The organism is Streptococcus sp. HMSC062H02, assembly GCF_001813005.1.
Taxonomy (GTDB): Bacteria; Bacillota; Bacilli; order Lactobacillales; family Streptococcaceae; genus Streptococcus; species Streptococcus oralis_S.
In genome coordinates, this window is the sequence record NZ_KV811132.1 from 67173 (window position 1) to 84534 (window position 17362).

The following is a 17362-nucleotide window of genomic DNA, read 5'->3' on the forward strand; positions in this document are numbered from 1 at the left end:
AGCACATAAATGCAATAGTGCTATGAAAAAATCACCCAGAAAAATCTGGGTGATAAATGTTATGGTTGTGCTGGTTGAGGATTCTGATTTTGGTTCTGGTTTTGTTGACCAGGCGTTGTATTTGGTTGCTGGTTATTGGTATTATTGTTTGCACTATTATTCGTGCTTGGAGTAGTTGAGCTTGACTGTGCAGTTGAACTTTCTGATGTCGAGCTCGAACTTTCAGGTGTTGGGGTTTGTTGCGGAGCAGGAGCAGTCCATGCAGAACGAGCACCGTTTTTAAAGACGAACTCACCACTTCGATAGAGGCCTTCTGGCATAGTCCAGTCGCCAGGGTTGTTATCCTCAGACAGATAAGTCATCATTGAACGGTAAACCTTAGCTGCAACATAGAAGCCATCGCCAACGATAGGAGTAAGGCGGTTTGAGTAACCTGTCCATACAGCCATTGAATATTTGCGAGTATAACCAACAAACATTTCATCTGGTGCTACATAACCAGTATTTTTGATGTAGTTTTCAATTTCATCATCTGTATAGTTTGATGTACCAGTCTTACCAGCTTGAGGTAGCCAAGGGAGATAAGCACCACGACCAGTTCCGTATGCTAAGACAGTCTTCATCATTTCCGTCATCATATAGGCGGTCGTCTCTTTCATGGCACGAGTACCAGGATCAGCGTATTCTTTTGAGCTACCATCGCTAAAGACGATTTTGTTGATATACATTGGTTTATGGTAGATACCACCGTTAGCAAAAGCAGCGTAAGCAGCAGCCATTTTCTCACTACTTGCTCCGTACTTTTTGTTTGACTCAGTCGTGTTACTTGAAATCGCGTTGGCATAGTGCATATCTGGATAGTCAATACCGATTCCATTTAGGAAGGTCTTGGCTCTATCCAAACCGACTTTGTTCAAGGTTTCTACAGCAGTAACGTTCCGTGATTGTTGGAGCGCATATTGGATGGTGATGTTTCCAAAATAACTTCTATCCCAGTTGTAAACAGGGGTATCTGTTCCAGGATAGTTGTATGGAACATCATGTACAATCGAAGCAGTTGAGTCGTAGATGTCATACTCCAGGGCAGGAGCATAGTCTGTGATTGGCTTCATGGTAGAACCCCAGTCACGGTTGGTTTCAACAGCTTGGTTGATTCCGAAGGAAACATTGCTTGATTGGTGACGAGAACCTAACTGAGCAATAACTTTCCCGTTTGTCACATCCACGATTGTTGATGCTACTTGCATTTCATCATCTGGATAGTTGACATACTCGTCGGTATTGTAGATATCCCAGAGATGTTGTTGAACTTTAGGATCAACGTTGGTGTAGACATCCATACCAGTCGTTAAGAGATTGTAGCCTGTTTCTTGTTCGACTTGATCGATTACCTCTTTGAGATAGTTGTCCATGTGTGGAGGATAACTATTAGCCGATTTTAGACTTTGAAGTCCGTCTGTAATTGGAGTATTAATCGCTTTTTCATATTGCTCAGCTGAAATGTAACCTTGCCCCTTCATCTCAGAGAGGACGAGATTACGACGTTCTTGAGCAGCTTCTGGATGCGAGTATGGATCATACTGGTTTGGAGCCTGAGGCATACCGGCAAGGAGAGCCAATTGAGGAATGCTTAGATCTTTGAGATCCTTGCCATAGTAACTTTGGGCAGCAGTCTGCATTCCGTAGTTACCGTTTGACATGTAAACCTTGTTGATGTAGTAGGTCAAGATCTCTTGTTTAGTCGCTTTTTGTTCTAGCTGAACGGCTAACCAAGCTTCCTGGGCTTTACGAGAAAGAGTCTGATCAGAAGTTGACGTAGAGAAATAAGTTAACTTGATTAACTGCTGCGTCAAGGTTGAAGCTCCTTGCAGACCTCCACCACCACGAAGGTTTCGGAGGGTAGCACCTAGGATACGGATCGTGTCGATTCCTCGGTGATTAAAGAAGCGATGGTCCTCAATCGAAACAATAGCATTGACCAAATCGGTCGGTATTTCGTTTGCTTGGGCATTGACCCGACGTTCCGATCCAAGATCAGCGATAAGCTCGTCATTGCTATCGTAGATCTTACTTGATGTTGTAGCAACTAGTTTACTTTCAGAAAGTTCTGGAGCCTTGCTAACATAGTAGAGGAAGAGACCTCCACCAAGCATTACAGCTGCGATAAATACAGTTAAGAGACTGATGCTGACATACTTAGCTATTCGCAGAAAAGTTTGTTTGTTCATCTTGTTTTACCACCTAGTAAATGTTCTTTGATAATGTCGAGGTAGGGAATTTGAGGAAAGGCCCCAGGCTCAATCCTATATCCATTTTCTCGAATATATCCAAGTGGCATTGACTTCTGTCCCTTATCTTGATGATAGAAACGGATGAGGTCAATAGCCGGCAATAAGTAGGTTTCTTGCTGAGAAGAAAAGTGAAGGAGTACAAAGCAGATTCCTTGCTGGGCAAGGACTTGTTCCATATGCTGGATCTGATGGAGATGAAAATTCTTCATCGGTATCGCATGTTTTTGCCTGGTTTCCTTTGCTTCAAAGTCGATGTAGTATCCATCATAAACCCCTGAATAGTCAGTAGTTGAAGCTTGTCTAAAGTAGGCTTCAACGATCTTGGCACGACTTCGTTGGGGATAGTCGACACGTACGATTTGGATGGGAGTCGGTTTCTTGTGAATAACAGCTAACCCATGCGACAAATAGTAGTCGTTCGTAGCATTGATCATCTTTTCAAAAGACATTCCCCGATTTGCGAAATTTTTAGTTTGTGACAGGGGTGCTTGTCTCTTTTGAGATGAAATTTTATGTGGATAGTTGACCATAATTCTCCTTATTGGTACAATAACATCACTCTATTATATCATAAATTTACAAAGAAAGGGTTAAAAATGACATCAGCCTTGATTTTAGGCTATTCAGCCTTTGACCTTGGTCTCTTTAATGACAAGGATATTCGCGTTGATATTATCAAAACAGCCATTCGGAGAGACATGGAACGTCTAGCAGAGGATGGGGTAACTTGGCTTGTCTTTACAGGGACTTTGGGCTTTGAGTACTGGGCGCTTCAGGTGGCGAAAGACATGAAAGCAGACTATGGATTTCAACTGGCGACCATTTTTGATTTTGAAACCCATGGCAGTAATTGGAATGAAGCAAATCAAGCGAAATTGAGTGAGTTCAAGCAAGTTGATTTTGTCAAATACGCCTATCCACAATATGAGCACAAGGGACAACTACGCGATTATCAAAAATTTCTGCTGGAAAATACAGATACTTGTTACCTTTTTTACGACGAAGAAAACGAAACCAAGTTACGATATTTTTACCAAATGATGAAAAATCAAGCGGACTATGTTACAAGAAGATTAACATTTGAGGACTTGAATGAAATAGTAGAAAATTTTTCTGAAAAGTAAGCCTTTGACCTTGATTTTTACTTGTCTTTTTTTATATAATAATACTAGTAACCCAGAATGGAGAGAGACATGGCAAGTATTATATTTTCAGCGAAAGATATTTTTGAACAAGAATTTGGACGTGAAGTACGTGGATACAGCAAAGCAGAGGTAGATGAATTCCTAGACGATGTGATTAAGGATTATGAAACCTACGCAGCTTTGGTCAAATCCCTTCGTCAAGAGATTGCTGATTTGAAGGAAGAATTATCTCATAAACCACAGGTAGCTCCAACTCAACCAGACTCTATTGAAGTAACGGCTTCTACTTCAATGACAAACTTTGATATTTTGAAACGCTTAAATCGTCTCGAAAAAGAAGTATTTGGTAAGCAAATCTTAGACAACCAAGATTTATAATTGACTAAGGAATGAGTGCAATTTTTGGATAATCGCGTGAAGAGATTCTCTTTTCATGAGGAAAGTCCATGCTAGCACAGGCTGTGATGCCTGTAGTGTTTGTGCTAGGCGAATCCATAAGCCTAGGGACGAGAAATCGTTACGGCAGTCGAAATGGCTAAGTCTTCGGATAGGTCAGAATAGGCTTGAAAGTGCCACAGTGACGGAGTCTTTCTGGAAACAGAGAGAGTGGAACGCGGTAAACCCCTCAAGCTAGCAACCCAAATTTTGGTCGGGGCATGGAGTGCACGGAAACGAACGTAGTACTCTGACTGCTATCAGATTTATGCTGTTAGCGGTAGACAGATGATTATCGAAGGAAGTGGTCCTAGTCACTTCTGGAACAAAACATGGCTTATAGAAAATTGCATATAGGTTGGGGCTGAGAAATCTTTCTCAACCTCATTTTTTAAAGTGAACAAGAGAAAGGTCTTGCAAGACTAGAAATGAAAGAACAATTTAATTTAATCGCAACTGCTGCGGCGGGTCTCGAGGCTGTCGTTGGACGTGAGGTGCGAGACCTTGGTTATGATTGCCAGGTTGAAAATGGGCGTGTCCGCTTTCAAGGAGATGTGAAGGCAATCATCGAGACCAATCTTTGGCTTCGTGCAGCGGATCGCATCAAGATTGTAGTCGGAAGTTTTCCTGCTAAGACTTTTGAAGAGCTTTTTCAAGGTGTTTTTGCTCTAGATTGGGAAAACTATCTCCCGCTAGGAGCACGCTTCCCGATATCAAAGGCAAAATGTGTGAAGTCTAAACTCCACAACGAGCCCAGTGTTCAGGCTATTTCTAAGAAGGCTGTTGTGAAGAAATTACAAAAACACTATGCCCGTCCAGAAGGAGTTCCCTTGATGGAAACGGGTCCCGAGTTTAAGATTGAGGTATCTATCCTGAAAGATGTGGCAACTGTCATGATTGACACGACTGGTTCTAGCCTCTTTAAGCGTGGTTATCGTACGGAAAAGGGTGGAGCGCCGATCAAAGAAAACATGGCAGCAGCCATTTTACAACTATCTAATTGGTATCCAGACAAGCCCTTGATTGATCCGACCTGTGGTTCAGGAACGTTCTGTATCGAGGCGGCTATGATTGCTAGAAAGATGGCTCCAGGACTTCGCCGTTCCTTTGCTTTTGAGGAATGGAACTGGGTCAGCGATCGGTTAATCCAAGAAGTTCGCACAGAGGCGGCTAAGAAAATTGATCGTGAACTTGAGCTGGACATTATGGGCTGTGATATAGATGCTCGCATGGTGGAAATTGCCAAGGCAAATGCTCAAGCAGCAGGTGTCGCAGGTGACATCACCTTTAAGCAAATGCGGGTACAGGACTTGCGCACAGACAAGATTAATGGCGTTATCATTTCCAATCCACCATATGGGGAACGCTTGTCTGATGATGCAGGAGTTACCAAGCTCTATGCTGAGATGGGACAGGTCTTTGCACCACTGAAAACGTGGAGTAAGTTTATCCTGACGAGTGACGAAGCTTTTGAAAGCAAGTACGGAAGTCCAGCTGATAAAAAACGAAAACTCTATAACGGGACCTTAAAAGTGGATTTGTATCAATACTTTGGTCAGCGTGTCAAACGCCAAGAGGTAAAATAGAAAGGTGAACTCATGAGTAAGAAAAGACGTGATCGTCATAAAAAAGGACATCAAGAACCACAATTCGACTTTGACGAAGCAAAAGACTTGACTGTTGGTCAGGTCATTCGTAAGAATGAAGAGGTTGAAGCAGGAGTATTGCCTGAGGACAGTATCTTAGACAAATACATCAAACAACACCGTGAAGAGATTGAAGCTGACAAGTTTGAAACTCGTCAGTTTAAAAAAGAAGAACTGGCTTCTACTCAAAACCTAGAGGAAATGATCCAAGAAGTTCGTGAATCAAGTGAATCTTCTGATCAGGTAGACGATTCAGACATGGTTGCTGAGGAATCTATTGAAGAGATAGAAAATGAAGAGACTACTCAGTTTGTTCCACCCCTTCAAGATGAAGAAAGTGCTGAAATAGAGCCTCTCGTTTTAACAGAAACAGAGCCCAAGGAAATAAATGAGGAACGAGAAGAGGAGACCTATACACCTCTATCACGTTCGGCTCAAACAGAACCTGAAACAGGCTCTAAGAAGAAAGGTGTCATCATCATTGCTTCGGTAGTAGCTGCAATCCTTGTGCTTGCTGGAACATATTATGTCTACAGTCAAGTATCTCGTTCAAACCAAGAAATCCAGTCTTCTCAAGCAGCTTCTTCGGATGATCAAGGGACACAAACAGCTTTGAAAGACTTCAATGATCTCTATGATACTTTCTATACAGATGCTAATAAGACAGCTCTGAAAAACAGCCAGTTTGATAAATTGAGCCAACTGAAAACCTTGCTAGATAAGTTAGAAGGTAGCCGTGATTATACACTAGCTAAGTCAAGATATGATAGCCTAGCAACTCAAATCAAGGCTATTCAAGATGTTAATGCCCTCTTTGAAAGTCCAGCTATTACGGACGGAGTCTTGGATACTAATGCTAAGGCCAAGGCGGATGCTAAATTTACAGAAATTAAGACAGGCAACACAGAACTAGACAAACTCTTGGATAAGGCCATTAGTCTTGGAAAGAGTCAACAAACCAGTGCTTCCAGCTCAAGTTCGAGCTCTAGCACGAGTCAAGCAAGCTCAAGTTCAGCTACAGAGAGCAATGCAAGCAGTACGACACCTTCAACAAGCACCGCGGCACCAGCTAGAGACACAAATGGTGGTTTGTCTGGCGATGGGGTTAATCTTCAAAGAAGTGCTAGTCGTGTACCTTACAACCAATCAGCTGTAGACGATAGCAACAACCCTGCTTGGACCTTTGCGGATGGTGTATTGGAACAAGTTCTAGCAACATCACGTGCTCGTGGCTATATCACTGGAAATCAATATATCCTAGAACGTGTCAATATCGTAAACGGAAATGGTTATTACAACCTCTATAAACCAGATGGAACCTATCTCTTCACCCTCAACTGTAAGACAGGTTACTTTGTAGGGAATGGTTCTGGTCATGCAGATGACTTGGACTATTAGGACTCCGTTACAAAATTCTTTCCTTTCATAGGTAAAAATGATAAAATAAAACATATTAAACAAGAGGAGTGTCACATGACAAAAGCTAACTTTGGTGTCGTTGGTATGGCCGTAATGGGTCGTAACCTTGCCCTAAATATCGAATCTCGTGGTTATACAGTTGCCATTTACAACCGTAGTAAAGAAAAAACAGAAGACGTAATTGCTTGCCATCCTGAAAAGAACTTTGTGCCAAGCTATGACGTTGAAAGCTTTGTAAACTCAATCGAAAAACCTCGTCGTATCATGCTGATGGTTCAAGCTGGACCTGGTACAGACGCAACTATCCAAGCTCTTCTTCCCCACCTCGACAAGGGAGATATATTGATTGATGGAGGAAACACTTTCTACAAAGATACCATCCGTCGTAACGAAGAACTAGCAAACTCAGGTATCAACTTTATCGGTACAGGAGTTTCTGGTGGTGAAAAAGGTGCCCTTGAAGGGCCTTCTATCATGCCTGGTGGACAAAAAGAAGCCTACGAATTGGTTGCGGATGTTCTCGAAGAAATCTCAGCTAAAGCACCAGAAGATGGCAAACCATGTGTGACTTACATCGGTCCTGATGGAGCTGGTCACTATGTAAAAATGGTCCACAACGGTATCGAGTATGGTGACATGCAATTGATCGCAGAAAGCTATGACTTGATGCAACACTTGCTTGGCCTTTCTGCAGAAGACATGGCTGAAATCTTTACTGAGTGGAACAAGGGAGAGTTGGACAGCTACTTGATCGAAATCACAGCTGATATCTTGAGCCGTAAAGACGATGAAGGTCAAGATGGACCAATCGTAGACTACATCCTGGATGCTGCAGGAAACAAAGGAACTGGTAAATGGACTAGCCAATCAGCTCTTGACCTTGGTGTGCCATTGTCACTGATTACTGAGTCAGTATTTGCCCGCTACATCTCCACATACAAAGAAGAGCGTGTACATGCTAGCAAGGTCCTTCCAAAACCAGCTGATTTCAAATTTGAAGGTGACAAGGCTGAGTTGATCGAAAAGATCCGTCAAGCCCTTTACTTCTCAAAAATCATTTCATACGCACAAGGTTTTGCTCAATTGCGTGTAGCTTCTAAAGAAAACAACTGGAACTTGCCATTTGCGGACATCGCCTCTATCTGGCGTGATGGCTGTATCATCCGTTCTCGTTTCTTGCAAAAGATCACAGATGCCTACAACCGCGATGCTGATCTTGCTAACCTTCTCTTGGATGAGTACTTCTTGGATGTTACTGCCAAGTACCAACAAGCAGTGCGCGATATCGTAGCTCTTGCTGTTCAAGCTGGTGTACCAGTGCCAACTTTCTCAGCAGCTATTACTTACTTTGATAGCTACCGTTCAGCAGACCTTCCAGCTAACTTGATCCAAGCGCAACGTGACTACTTTGGTGCCCACACTTACCAACGTAAAGACAAAGAAGGAACATTCCACTACTCTTGGTATGACGAAAAATAAGTAGGTCTGCCATGGGGAAACGGATTTTATTACTTGAGAAAGAACGAAATCTCGCTCATTTTCTCAGTCTGGAACTCCAAAAAGAGCAATACCGTGTTGATCTGGTCGAGGAGGGGCAAAAAGCCCTCTCCATGGCTCTCCAGACAGATTATGACTTGATTTTACTGAATGCTCGTCTGGGGAATATGACGGCCCAGGATTTTGCAGAGAGGCTGAGTCGGACAAAACCTGCCTCAGTGATTATGGTCTTGGACCATCGCGAAGAATTGCAAGACCAGATTGAGACAATCCAGCGCTTCGCCGTTTCTTACATCTATAAGCCAGTGATTATTGATCAGCTGGTGGCTCGTATTTCAGCGATTTTCCGAGGTCGGGACTTTATCGACCAACACTGTAGTCAGATGAAGGTCCCAACATCTTACCGCAATTTGCGTATGGATGTAGAACATCATACCGTTTATCGTGGCGAGGAGATGATTGCTCTGACGCGCCGTGAGTATGACCTTTTGGCCACTCTCATGGGAAGCAAGAAGGTCTTGACTCGTGAGCAGTTGTTGGAAAGTGTTTGGAAGTACGAAAGTGCGACAGAAACTAATATCGTGGATGTTTATATCCGTTATCTACGTAGCAAGCTTGATGTAAAAGGTCAAAAAAGCTACATTAAAACCGTGCGTGGTGTTGGGTACACCATGCAAGAATAGAAAAGCAGTTGCAGTTGTGTAACTGCTTTTTTTGAGAAGTTTCTATATATTGACATACAATAAAGTCTTTGCTACAATCAGTTATGGAGGAAAGATCTAATGAAGAAATTTAAAATAATGATGCAAGTCGCACTAGCAACATTTTTCTTTGGTTTGCTAGCGACAAATACTGTATTTGCGGATACCACAGGTGGCCAATTTGTTGATAAGGATAATAGAAAATATTATGTAAAAGATGATCATAAAGCAATCTATTGGCATAAAATAGACGGTAAAACTTACTATTTTGGTGATAGAGGAGAGATGGTTGTCGGTTGGCAATACGTAGAAATTCATGGAACAGGTTATCGTGATAATTTATTTAATAATCGTCCAGTCTTAGAAATTGGCCTTCAACAGAAGTGGTACTATTTTGGACAAGATGGTGCTTTGCTAGAACAAACAGATAAACAAGTACTAGAGGCAAAAACGTCTGAAAATACAGGAAAAGTATACGGTGAACAATATACTCCATCTGCTGAAAAGAGAACTTATTATTTTGATAATAATTATGCCGTAAAGACGGGCTGGACTTATGAAGACGGCAATTGGTATTATTTAAATAAGCTAGGAATTTCTGGCGATGATTCTTACAATCCACTACCAATTGGTGAAGTTGCTAAGGGTTGGACTCAAGATTTCCATGTTACTTTTGGCATTGATAGAAGCAAACCTGCTCCGTGGTACTACTTAGATCCAACAACTGGCATCATGCAAACAGGTTGGAAACAACTTGGCAATAAGTGGTACTACCTCCGTTCATCAGGTGCAATGGCAACTGGCTGGTATCAAGAAGGCTCAACTTGGTACTATTTAGACGATCCAAATGGCGATATGAAAACGGGCTGGCAATATCTTGGGAACAAGTGGTACTATCTCCGTTCATCAGGAGCCATGGCGACTGGCTGGTATCAGGAAGGTTCGACTTGGTATTATCTACATACAAGTAATGGCGATATGAAGACTGGCTGGTTCCAGGTTAATGGTAAATGGTACTACGCATATAGTTCAGGTGCTTTAGCAGTGAATACGACCGTAGAAGGCTATTCGGTCAACTATAATGGCGAATGGGTCCAATAATGAAGGAGGCGATTGTGAAGGAAACAATCGCTTTTTTTGTGAAAATATAATAAAATAGATAGGAGAAAATACTACTGTATGAAAAGTGAGACGGTCTTTTCGTCTGGTTAAAGGAAAACATGACAAAAAAAGTTGGTGTCGGTCAGGCACATAGTAAGATTATTTTAATAGGAGAGCATGCGGTCGTATACGGCTATCCTGCCATTTCCTTGCCTCTTTTAGAGGTGGAGGTGACCTGCAAGGTGGTCCCTGCTGAAAGTCCATGGCGTCTTTATGAGGAGGATACCTTGTCCATGGCGGTGTATGCCTCGTTAGAATATTTAGAGATTAAAGAAGCCTGCATTCGATGTGTGATTGACTCGGCTATCCCTGAAAAACGGGGGATGGGTTCGTCAGCGGCTATCAGCATAGCGGCCATTCGTGCGGTATTTGACTACTACCAAGCCGACCTGCCTCACGATGTGCTAGAAATCTTGGTCAATCGGGCTGAGATGATTGCCCATATGAATCCAAGCGGTTTGGATGCCAAGACCTGTCTCAGTGACCAACCTATTCGCTTTATCAAAAATGTTGGTTTTACAGAACTTGAGATGAACCTATCTGCTTATTTGGTGATTGCAGATACAGGTGTGTATGGCCACACTCGTGAAGCTATCCAAGTCGTTCAAAGCAAGGGAAAGGATGCCCTGCCGTTTTTGCATGCCTTGGGAGAATTGACCCAGCAAGCAGAAGATGCGATTAGACGAAAAGATGCTGAGGGACTGGGACAAATCCTCAGTCAAGCTCATTTACATTTAAAAGAAATTGGTGTCAGTAGCCCTGAGGCAGACTCCCTCGTTGAAGCGGCTCTGAGACATGGTGCTCTAGGTGCCAAGATGAGTGGTGGTGGACTAGGAGGCTGTATTATCGCCTTGGTAGCTAATCTGGACCAAGCGCAAGAACTAGCAAAACGATTAGAAGAGAAAGGAGCTGTTCAGACATGGATCGAAAGCCTGTAACAGTACGTTCCTACGCAAATATTGCCATTATCAAATATTGGGGAAAGAAAAAAGAAAAAGAGATGGTTCCTGCTACTAGCAGTATCTCTCTTACTTTGGAAAACATGTATACAGAGACGACCTTGTCGCCTCTACCGACGGATGCGACTGCTGATGCCTTTTATATCAATGGTCAGCTTCAGAGTGAGGCTGAGCATGCCAAGATGAGCAAAATCATCAACCGTTACCGTCCAGAAGGTGAGGGATTTGTCCGTATCGATACCCAAAACAACATGCCGACTGCGGCTGGCTTGTCATCCAGTTCTAGTGGTTTGTCCGCCTTGGTCAAGGCTTGCAATGATTATTTCCAGCTTGGTTTGAATCGGAGCCAGTTGGCGCAGGAAGCTAAGTTTGCCTCAGGTTCTTCCTCTCGTAGTTTTTATGGACCGTTAGGTGCCTGGGACAAGGATAGTGGAGAGATTTACCCTGTAGAGACAGACTTGAAACTAGCTATGATTATGTTGGTGCTGGAGGACAAGAAAAAACCAATCTCTAGCCGTGACGGGATGAAACTCTGTGTGGAAACCTCGACGACCTTTGATGACTGGGTGCGCCAGTCTGAGAAAGATTATCAGGAGATGCTGGTTTATCTCAAAGAGAATGATTTTGCTAAGGTTGGGGAATTAACGGAGAAAAATGCCCTAGCCATGCACGCTACGACCAAGACTGCTAGTCCAGCCTTTTCTTATCTAACGGATGCTTCCTATGAAGCCATGGACTTTGTTCGCCAGCTTCGTGAGCAAGGTGAAGCCTGTTACTTTACCATGGATGCCGGTCCCAATGTCAAGGTCCTCTGTCAAGAGAAAGATTTGGATCATCTATCTGAAATCTTTGGTCAACGTTACCGCCTGATTGTGTCAAAAACAAAGGATTTGAGCCAAGATGATTGCTGTTAAAACTTGTGGAAAACTCTATTGGGCAGGGGAATATGCTATTCTAGAGCCAGGGCAGTTGGCCTTGATAAAGGCCATCCCCATCTATATGAAGGCTGAGATTGCTTTTTCTGACAGCTACCGTATCTACTCAGATCTGTTTGATTTTGCAGTGGACTTGACGCCAAATCCTGACTACAGTTTGATTCAAGAAACGATTGCTTTGATGGGGGACTTCCTCGCCAATCGTGGTCAGACTTTGCGACCTTTTTCCTTGGAAATCCGTGGAAAAATGGAACGGGAAGGCAAAAAGTTTGGTCTAGGTTCTAGTGGTAGCGTCGTTGTCTTGGTGATTAAGGCCCTGCTGGCTCTATATGATATTACGGTTGATCCGGAACTCTTGTTTAAGCTGGCTAGCGCGGTCTTGCTCAAGCGAGGCGACAATGGTTCTATGGGAGACCTTGCCTGTATTGTGGCAGAAGATTTGGTTCTCTACCAGTCTTTTGATCGAAAGAAGATAGCTGCGTGGTTGGAAGAAGAAAGCTTGGCGACGGTTTTGGAGCGTGACTGGGGCTTTTCTATCTCACAAGTGCAACCGGGCCTAGAATGTGATTTCCTAGTGGGATGGACCAAGCAAGTGGCCGTATCGAGTCAAATGGTCAAGCAAATCAAACAAAACATAGACCAGAACTTTTTAACTTCCTCAAAAGCAACAGTGGTTACTTTGGTAGAAGCCTTGGAGCAGGGGAATGCAGAAAAAATTATCGATCAGGTGGAAACAGCCAGTCAGCTTTTAGAAGGCTTGAGCCCAGATATTTACACGCCTTCGCTGAGACAGTTGAAAGAAGCCAGTCAAGATTTGCTGGCTGTTGCCAAAAGTAGTGGCGCTGGTGGTGGTGACTGTGGCATTGCCTTGAGTTTTGATGAGCAATCAACTGAAACCTTAAAAAACCGTTGGGCCGATCTGGGGATTGAGCTCTTATACCAAGAAAGGATAGGACATGACGACAAATCGTAAGGATGAGCACATCCGCTATGCCCTTGAGCAGAAAAGTTCCTATAATAGCTTTGATGAGGTGGAGTTGATTCATTCTTCCCTGCCTCTTTATGACCTGGATGAGATTGATTTGTCTACAGAGTTTGCAGGTCGAAAGTGGGACTTTCCTTTTTATATCAATGCCATGACAGGTGGGAGCAAAAAAGGTAAAGAAATCAATCAAAAACTGGCTCAGGTGGCAGAAGCCTGTGGGATTTTGTTTGTAACGGGCTCTTATAGTGCAGCCCTAAAAGATCCAACAGATGATTCTTTTTCTGTCAAATCCAGCCATCCAAAGCTGCTCCTTGGAACCAATATTGGCTTGGACAAGCCTGTTGAGTTGGGACTTCAGACTGTGCAAGAGATGAATCCTCTTCTTTTACAAGTGCACGTCAATGTTATGCAGGAATTGCTCATGCCAGAGGGAGAAAGAAAGTTTCGAAGCTGGCAATCGCATCTGGCAGACTATAGCAAGCAAATCCCCGTTCCTATTATTCTCAAGGAAGTAGGTTTTGGGATGGATGTGAAGACCATCGAACGAGCCTATGAACTGGGTGTTCGAACGGTTGACCTGTCGGGTCGTGGTGGTACCAGCTTTGCTTATATCGAAAACCGTCGCAGTGGTCAGCGTGATTATCTCAATGAATGGGGTCAGTCTACTATGCATGCCCTTCTCAATGCCCAAGACTGGAAAGACAAGGTTCAACTCTTGGTCAGCGGAGGGGTTCGAAATCCTCTTGATATGATTAAGTGCCTGGTCTTTGGTGCCAAGGCTATAGGACTGTCACGTACCGTTCTTGAGTTGATTGAAACCTACTCCGTCGAAGAGGTGATTAGCATTGTCCAAGGCTGGAAAGAAGATTTACGCTTGATCATGTGTGCCCTTAACTGTGCCACCATAGCGGATCTGCAAAACGTAGACTATATTCTTTATGGTAAACTAAAAGAAGCAAAAGATCAGATGTAGTGAGGTCGGGACAAGAATCCCGCCCTTTTTTGTAGCCTTTTGTCAACTGTGGTGAGTTGATGAAACCTAGCTTCTACGAGCGATTTCTGTCCCATCGCCTTTTTCCATCCTCAGACCGAGGTGACTTTTTTGAATTGTGATAAAATAGAAGGGAGAGGATGCGTCTATGAAAAAATTTCAAATCTTTTTATTTATCGAAGCCTGTCTCTTGACGGGAGCTCTGATTTTGATGGTATCAGAGCATTTTTCGCGTTTTCTGCTGATTCTATTCCTCTTTTTGCTTTTGCTTCGTTATTATACAGGTAAAGAGGGCAACAACGTTTTCCTCCTTGTAGCAACCATTCTTTTCTTTTTCATCGTCATGCTCAATCCCTTTGTGATTTTAGCCATCTTTGTAGCGGTCATATACAGTCTCTTTCTTCTCTATCCGATGATGAATCAAGAAAGAGAGGAGACCGACTTGGTCTTTGAAGAGGTGGTAACGGTGAAAAATGAACGCAATCCTTGGTTTGGCAATCTCCATCATTTTTCTAGCCACCAGACCTGCCAATTTGATGATATCAACCTCTTTCGCCTCATGGGCAAGGACACCATTCATTTGGAAAGAGTTATCCTAACCAATCATGACAATGTCATTATCCTTAGAAAGATGATCGGAACGACTAGGATTATCGTACCTGTAGATGTGGAAATCAGTCTCAGTGTCAACTGCCTCTATGGAGATCTTACCTTCCTTCATCAGCCTAAGCGAGCCCTTCGTAATGAACATTATCATCAGGAAACCAGAGACTACCTCAAGAGTAACAAGAGCGTCAAGATTTTCCTAACTACTATGGTTGGCGATGTGGAGGTGGTCAGAGGATGAAAAAGCAATCTTATCTGTTAATCGGCCTGACTTCTTTCCTCTTTATCCTCTTTTTGACTAATAGTTTACTTGATATTTTTGAACTAGACTGGTCCTATTTGCTACAGGATATCGAGAAAACAGAGAAACTCATCTTCTTGATCTTGGTCTTTAGCCTTTCCATGACATTCTTTTTTGTCCTCTTTTGGCGCGTGATAGAAGAAGTCTCTCGCAGAAAAATGCAAGTCAATCTCAAGCGACTGCTAGCAGGGAAAGAGGTGGTTGCCTTTGCAGATCCAGACTTGGATGCTAGTTTTAAGTCCTTGTCTGGCAAGCTCAACCTCTTGACAGAGGCTGTTCAAAAGGCTGAAAATCAAAGCCTGGTCAAGGAAGAAGCAATCATCGAGAAGGAAAGGAAGCGGATAGCACGTGACTTGCACGATACAGTTAGTCAGGAGTTGTTTGCGGCCCATATGATTTTATCAGGTGTCAGTCAGCAGGCTTTGAAGCTGGATAGAGAAAAGATGCAGACCCAGTTGCAAAGTGTTGCAGCTATCCTTGAAACAGCCCAGAAAGATTTGCGGGTCTTGCTCCTACATTTGCGACCTGTTGAGTTGGAGGAGAAGAGTTTGATTGAGGGGATTCAAATCCTCTTAAAAGAGCTTGAGGACAAGAGTGATCTCAAGGTTAGTCTCAAGCAAAATGTGTCTAAATTGCCTAAGAAGATTGAAGAACATATCTTCCGTATTTTGCAGGAGTTGATCAGCAATACCCTTCGCCATGCCCAGGCCTCTTGTCTAGATGTCTACCTCTATCAGACAGATGTTGAAGTGCAGCTGAAGGTGGTGGATAATGGGATTGGTTTCCAGTTAGGGAGTTTAGACGACTTGAGTTATGGACTGCGAAATATCAAGGAGCGGGTCGAAGATATGGCAGGAAACATTCAACTTTTGACAGCACCTAAGCAAGGACTGGCGGTTGATATCCGTATTCCCCTGCTAGACAAGGAATCATAAAGGAGTAGAGATGAAAATTTTACTGGTAGATGACCATGAAATGGTCCGATTGGGCTTGAAAAGCTATTTTGATCTCCAAGACGATGTGGAAGTTTTGGGCGAGGCTGCCAATGGGGCTCAAGGTATTGACTTGGCCTTGGAACTGCGTCCAGATGTCATTGTCATGGATATCGTCATGCCTGAGATGAATGGGATTGATGCAACCTTGGCCATCCTCAAAGAATGGCCTGAAGCCAAGATATTAATTGTCACCTCTTACTTGGACAATGAAAAAATTATGCCAGTCTTGAATGCGGGTGCCAAAGGTTATATGCTCAAGACTTCTAGTGCAGACGAACTGCTCCATGCAGTTCGCAAGGTGGCTGCTGGAGAGCTTGCTATTGAACAAGAGGTCAGCAAGAAAGTCGAATACCACCGCAATCATATGGAGCTTCATGAGGAGCTGACTGCGCGTGAGCGAGACGTACTTCAACTCATCGCCAAGGGCTACGAAAATCAGCGCATTGCAGATGAACTCTTCATCTCTCTCAAGACAGTCAAGACCCATGTGTCCAACATCCTAGCCAAACTTGAGGTCAGTGATCGCACCCAGGCTGCGGTCTATGCCTTTCAGCACCACTTGGTCGGGCAGGAGGACTTTTAGATGAGTCTTGCAGATTTACTTGTGGAGCTAGAAGCAGCAAAAGACCCTGAGAAAGCAGGCCCAATGGAAGCCTATATGCGCCATCAATTTCCCTTTTTAGGTATTGCAGGTCCTGAAAGAAATGCCCTCTATAAAAAGTATTTTCCAAGCGCGAAAAAAACAAAGACGATCGATTGGGATTTTGTAGACACTTGCTGGGAAAAGGAATCTAGAGAATACCAATATGTAGCTGCAAACTATTTGAAAGCTATGCAGTCTTATCTAACGAAGGATGATTTGCCTGAGCTTGAGCGTCTAGTCGTGACCAAGTCCTGGTGGGACACAGTAGATATCCTAGACCGAGTAGTAGGAAGTTTGGTGGCTAACCATCCAGAACTTGAAGAAGTGCTTTTAAAATGGAGCCTATCAGACAATATCTGGCTGAGACGAGTCGCTATTGACCACCAGTTGTTAAGGAAAGAGAAAACAAATGTCCAACTGATGGAAAAGATCCTGCTCAACAATATGGACCAGACAGAATTTTTTATCAACAAAGCCATCGGCTGGGCTCTAAGAGACTACTCTAAAACCAATCCAGAATGGGTAGCACGTTTTATTGAAAAAAATCAGAAGAGAATGGCTGAACTTAGTATCAGGGAAGCGAGCAAGTACCTCTAGCACTATTGAAAAGCGCATTCATTACTTGAAAAAAGTCGCTATTATATGGTATAAT

At 43.3% G+C, this 17362-nt stretch carries 17 protein-coding genes and 1 other RNA gene; 16 read left to right on the forward strand and 2 right to left on the reverse strand.

Translation table 11 applies throughout. The features are described 5' to 3' along the window. Positions 1–59: 59 nt before the first annotated feature. Positions 60–2228, reverse strand: coding sequence for a penicillin-binding protein PBP1A (gene pbp1a, locus HMPREF2885_RS07740; RefSeq protein ID WP_070657707.1), 2169 nt, complete (start codon positions 2226–2228; stop codon positions 60–62). Next, on the reverse strand, positions 2225–2821 hold the full coding sequence (recU, locus tag HMPREF2885_RS07745) for a Holliday junction resolvase RecU (RefSeq protein ID WP_000248756.1): 597 nt from the start codon (positions 2819–2821) through the stop codon (positions 2225–2227). The genes pbp1a and recU overlap by 4 nt, the downstream gene beginning before the upstream one ends. Positions 2822–2887: 66 nt before the next feature. Here recU and HMPREF2885_RS07750 point away from each other — a divergent pair, with 66 nt between their 5' ends. The 16 genes from HMPREF2885_RS07750 (at position 2888) to HMPREF2885_RS07825 (ending at position 17307) form a co-directional block, all read left to right on the forward strand. Further along, entirely contained in the window at positions 2888–3415 is a 528-nt protein-coding gene (locus HMPREF2885_RS07750; protein ID WP_070657709.1) for an SLOG family protein, read from the forward strand. A 69-nt stretch (positions 3416–3484) separates the two neighbouring features. Then, positions 3485–3814: a cell division regulator GpsB gene (gene gpsB / locus HMPREF2885_RS07755; RefSeq protein ID WP_000146523.1), complete on the forward strand. Its 330-nt coding sequence runs from the start codon at positions 3485–3487 to the stop codon at positions 3812–3814. Positions 3815–3834: 20 nt separating this feature from the next. Next, positions 3835–4216, forward strand: an RNA gene (gene rnpB, locus HMPREF2885_RS07760) — RNase P RNA component class B. 83 nt (positions 4217–4299) lie between these two features. Continuing rightward, complete coding sequence (locus HMPREF2885_RS07765) at positions 4300–5457, forward strand: THUMP domain-containing class I SAM-dependent RNA methyltransferase (RefSeq protein WP_000662905.1); 1158 nt, start codon at positions 4300–4302, stop codon at positions 5455–5457. Between the two features lie 12 nt (positions 5458–5469). Further along, a complete protein-coding gene (locus tag HMPREF2885_RS07770) occupies positions 5470–6915 on the forward strand; it encodes a cell division site-positioning protein MapZ (RefSeq protein ID WP_070657711.1) in 1446 nt (481 codons plus the stop codon). A 75-nt stretch (positions 6916–6990) separates the two neighbouring features. After that, positions 6991–8415 carry an NADP-dependent phosphogluconate dehydrogenase gene (gene gndA, locus HMPREF2885_RS07775; protein WP_061426757.1) on the forward strand — a complete coding sequence of 475 codons (1425 nt, stop codon included), beginning with the start codon at positions 6991–6993 and terminating at the stop codon, positions 8413–8415. Positions 8416–8426: 11 nt separating this feature from the next. Continuing rightward, a complete protein-coding gene (locus HMPREF2885_RS07780; protein WP_061426759.1) occupies positions 8427–9116 on the forward strand; it encodes a response regulator transcription factor in 690 nt (229 codons plus the stop codon). Between the two features lie 99 nt (positions 9117–9215). Then, complete coding sequence (cbpC, locus tag HMPREF2885_RS07785) at positions 9216–10235, forward strand: choline-binding protein CbpC (RefSeq protein WP_070657712.1); 1020 nt, start codon at positions 9216–9218, stop codon at positions 10233–10235. A gap of 119 nt (positions 10236–10354) precedes the next feature. Beyond that, the gene (mvk, locus tag HMPREF2885_RS07790; RefSeq protein ID WP_070657714.1) at positions 10355–11233 is read left to right on the forward strand and encodes a mevalonate kinase; all 879 of its coding nucleotides are present in this window, start codon (positions 10355–10357) and stop codon (positions 11231–11233) included. After that, positions 11215–12168, forward strand: coding sequence for a diphosphomevalonate decarboxylase (mvaD, locus tag HMPREF2885_RS07795; RefSeq protein WP_070657716.1), 954 nt, complete (start codon positions 11215–11217; stop codon positions 12166–12168). The genes mvk and mvaD overlap by 19 nt, the downstream gene beginning before the upstream one ends. Next, a complete protein-coding gene (locus tag HMPREF2885_RS07800; RefSeq protein WP_044021307.1) occupies positions 12155–13162 on the forward strand; it encodes a phosphomevalonate kinase in 1008 nt (335 codons plus the stop codon). Before mvaD ends, HMPREF2885_RS07800 begins: the two co-directional genes overlap by 14 nt. Next, entirely contained in the window at positions 13146–14147 is a 1002-nt protein-coding gene (gene fni / locus HMPREF2885_RS07805; protein WP_049550239.1) for a type 2 isopentenyl-diphosphate Delta-isomerase, read from the forward strand. The genes HMPREF2885_RS07800 and fni overlap by 17 nt, the downstream gene beginning before the upstream one ends. Before the next feature lie 166 nt (positions 14148–14313). Beyond that, positions 14314–15012 (forward strand): cell wall-active antibiotics response protein LiaF, encoded by a 699-nt coding sequence (gene liaF / locus HMPREF2885_RS07810; RefSeq protein WP_000714487.1) that lies wholly within the window; start codon positions 14314–14316, stop codon positions 15010–15012. Then, on the forward strand, positions 15009–16007 hold the full coding sequence (locus HMPREF2885_RS07815; protein WP_049499972.1) for an envelope stress sensor histidine kinase LiaS: 999 nt from the start codon (positions 15009–15011) through the stop codon (positions 16005–16007). The genes liaF and HMPREF2885_RS07815 overlap by 4 nt, the downstream gene beginning before the upstream one ends. Positions 16008–16017: 10 nt before the next feature. Further along, positions 16018–16650 (forward strand): response regulator transcription factor, encoded by a 633-nt coding sequence (locus HMPREF2885_RS07820; protein WP_049499974.1) that lies wholly within the window; start codon positions 16018–16020, stop codon positions 16648–16650. Then, complete coding sequence (locus HMPREF2885_RS07825) at positions 16651–17307, forward strand: DNA alkylation repair protein (protein ID WP_049499976.1); 657 nt, start codon at positions 16651–16653, stop codon at positions 17305–17307. It abuts the gene before it with no gap. The last annotated feature ends 55 nt before the right edge of the window (positions 17308–17362 follow it).

What these genes read in the sequence shown, in the direction of transcription:
- pbp1a (WP_070657707.1), bottom strand. Translation starts at nt 2,228, where the DNA reads ATGAACAAACAAACTTTTCTGCGAATAGCTAAGTATGTCAGCATCAGT.
- recU (WP_000248756.1), bottom strand. Translation starts at nt 2,821, where the DNA reads ATGGTCAACTATCCACATAAAATTTCATCTCAAAAGAGACAAGCACCC.
- HMPREF2885_RS07750 (WP_070657709.1), top strand. Translation starts at nt 2,888, where the DNA reads ATGACATCAGCCTTGATTTTAGGCTATTCAGCCTTTGACCTTGGTCTC.
- gpsB (WP_000146523.1), top strand. Translation starts at nt 3,485, where the DNA reads ATGGCAAGTATTATATTTTCAGCGAAAGATATTTTTGAACAAGAATTT.
- HMPREF2885_RS07765 (WP_000662905.1), top strand. Translation starts at nt 4,300, where the DNA reads ATGAAAGAACAATTTAATTTAATCGCAACTGCTGCGGCGGGTCTCGAG.
- HMPREF2885_RS07770 (WP_070657711.1), top strand. Translation starts at nt 5,470, where the DNA reads ATGAGTAAGAAAAGACGTGATCGTCATAAAAAAGGACATCAAGAACCA.
- gndA (WP_061426757.1), top strand. Translation starts at nt 6,991, where the DNA reads ATGACAAAAGCTAACTTTGGTGTCGTTGGTATGGCCGTAATGGGTCGT.
- HMPREF2885_RS07780 (WP_061426759.1), top strand. Translation starts at nt 8,427, where the DNA reads ATGGGGAAACGGATTTTATTACTTGAGAAAGAACGAAATCTCGCTCAT.
- cbpC (WP_070657712.1), top strand. Translation starts at nt 9,216, where the DNA reads ATGAAGAAATTTAAAATAATGATGCAAGTCGCACTAGCAACATTTTTC.
- mvk (WP_070657714.1), top strand. Translation starts at nt 10,355, where the DNA reads ATGACAAAAAAAGTTGGTGTCGGTCAGGCACATAGTAAGATTATTTTA.
- mvaD (WP_070657716.1), top strand. Translation starts at nt 11,215, where the DNA reads ATGGATCGAAAGCCTGTAACAGTACGTTCCTACGCAAATATTGCCATT.
- HMPREF2885_RS07800 (WP_044021307.1), top strand. Translation starts at nt 12,155, where the DNA reads ATGATTGCTGTTAAAACTTGTGGAAAACTCTATTGGGCAGGGGAATAT.
- fni (WP_049550239.1), top strand. Translation starts at nt 13,146, where the DNA reads ATGACGACAAATCGTAAGGATGAGCACATCCGCTATGCCCTTGAGCAG.
- liaF (WP_000714487.1), top strand. Translation starts at nt 14,314, where the DNA reads ATGAAAAAATTTCAAATCTTTTTATTTATCGAAGCCTGTCTCTTGACG.
- HMPREF2885_RS07815 (WP_049499972.1), top strand. Translation starts at nt 15,009, where the DNA reads ATGAAAAAGCAATCTTATCTGTTAATCGGCCTGACTTCTTTCCTCTTT.
- HMPREF2885_RS07820 (WP_049499974.1), top strand. Translation starts at nt 16,018, where the DNA reads ATGAAAATTTTACTGGTAGATGACCATGAAATGGTCCGATTGGGCTTG.
- HMPREF2885_RS07825 (WP_049499976.1), top strand. Translation starts at nt 16,651, where the DNA reads ATGAGTCTTGCAGATTTACTTGTGGAGCTAGAAGCAGCAAAAGACCCT.